The organism is Streptomyces sp. NRRL S-350 (assembly GCF_000719705.1).
Taxonomy (GTDB): domain Bacteria; phylum Actinomycetota; class Actinomycetes; order Streptomycetales; family Streptomycetaceae; genus Kitasatospora.
Genome location: NZ_JOHO01000190.1, coordinates 1 through 695 on the forward strand (window position 1 = coordinate 1; position 695 = coordinate 695).

The following is a 695-nucleotide window of genomic DNA, read 5'->3' on the forward strand; positions in this document are numbered from 1 at the left end:
CGTGGTGGTGGGGGCGGGTAGGGCGCGGCGGTCGAGTTTGCCGTTGGGGGTGAGCGGCAGTTCGTCGAGGACCACGAACGCCGCCGGGACCATGTACTCCGGGAGGAGGCCGGCAAGGTGCTCGCGGACGGCGCCGGTGCCGATCGCGGTGTCCGGCGCGGGGACGAGGTAGGCCACGAGTCGCTTGTCGCCGGGGTGGTCCTCGCGGGCCTGGACGGTGGTCTGGACGATGCCGGGGTAGCGGGTGATCGCGGCTTCGACCTCGCCGGGCTCGACGCGGAAGCCCCGGATCTTGATCTGGTGGTCGAGGCGGCCGGCGTATTCCAGGGTGCCGTCGGGCCGCCAGTGGGCGAGGTCGCCGGTGCGGTACATCCGGGTGCCGGGCACGAAGGGGTTGGCGACGAACCGCTCTGCGGTGAGTGCGGGCCGCCCGGCGTACGCGCGGGCCAGGCCCGCTCCGGCGACGTACAGCTCACCGGGCACGCCCGCGGGGACGGGACGCAGGTTCGCGTCGAGGACGTAGGCGTGTTTGCCGGTGAGGGGGGTGCCGATGGGGATGGTGGTGGTGTCGGGGGTGGTGTCCTCGATGGTGAAGGAGGTGGTGAAGCCCATGGATTCGACGGGGCCGTAGCCGTTGAGGATGCGCAGGTGGGGGTGGAGGTGTCGGGTGCGGGTGACGTGGGTGACGGAGGCGG

1 protein-coding gene is annotated in these 695 nt (G+C 72.5%); it reads right to left on the reverse strand.

Translation table 11 applies throughout. The features are described from left to right. A partial coding sequence (locus IF30_RS0140455) for an AMP-binding protein (protein WP_030248241.1) occupies positions 1–695 on the reverse strand: 695 nt, incomplete at both ends.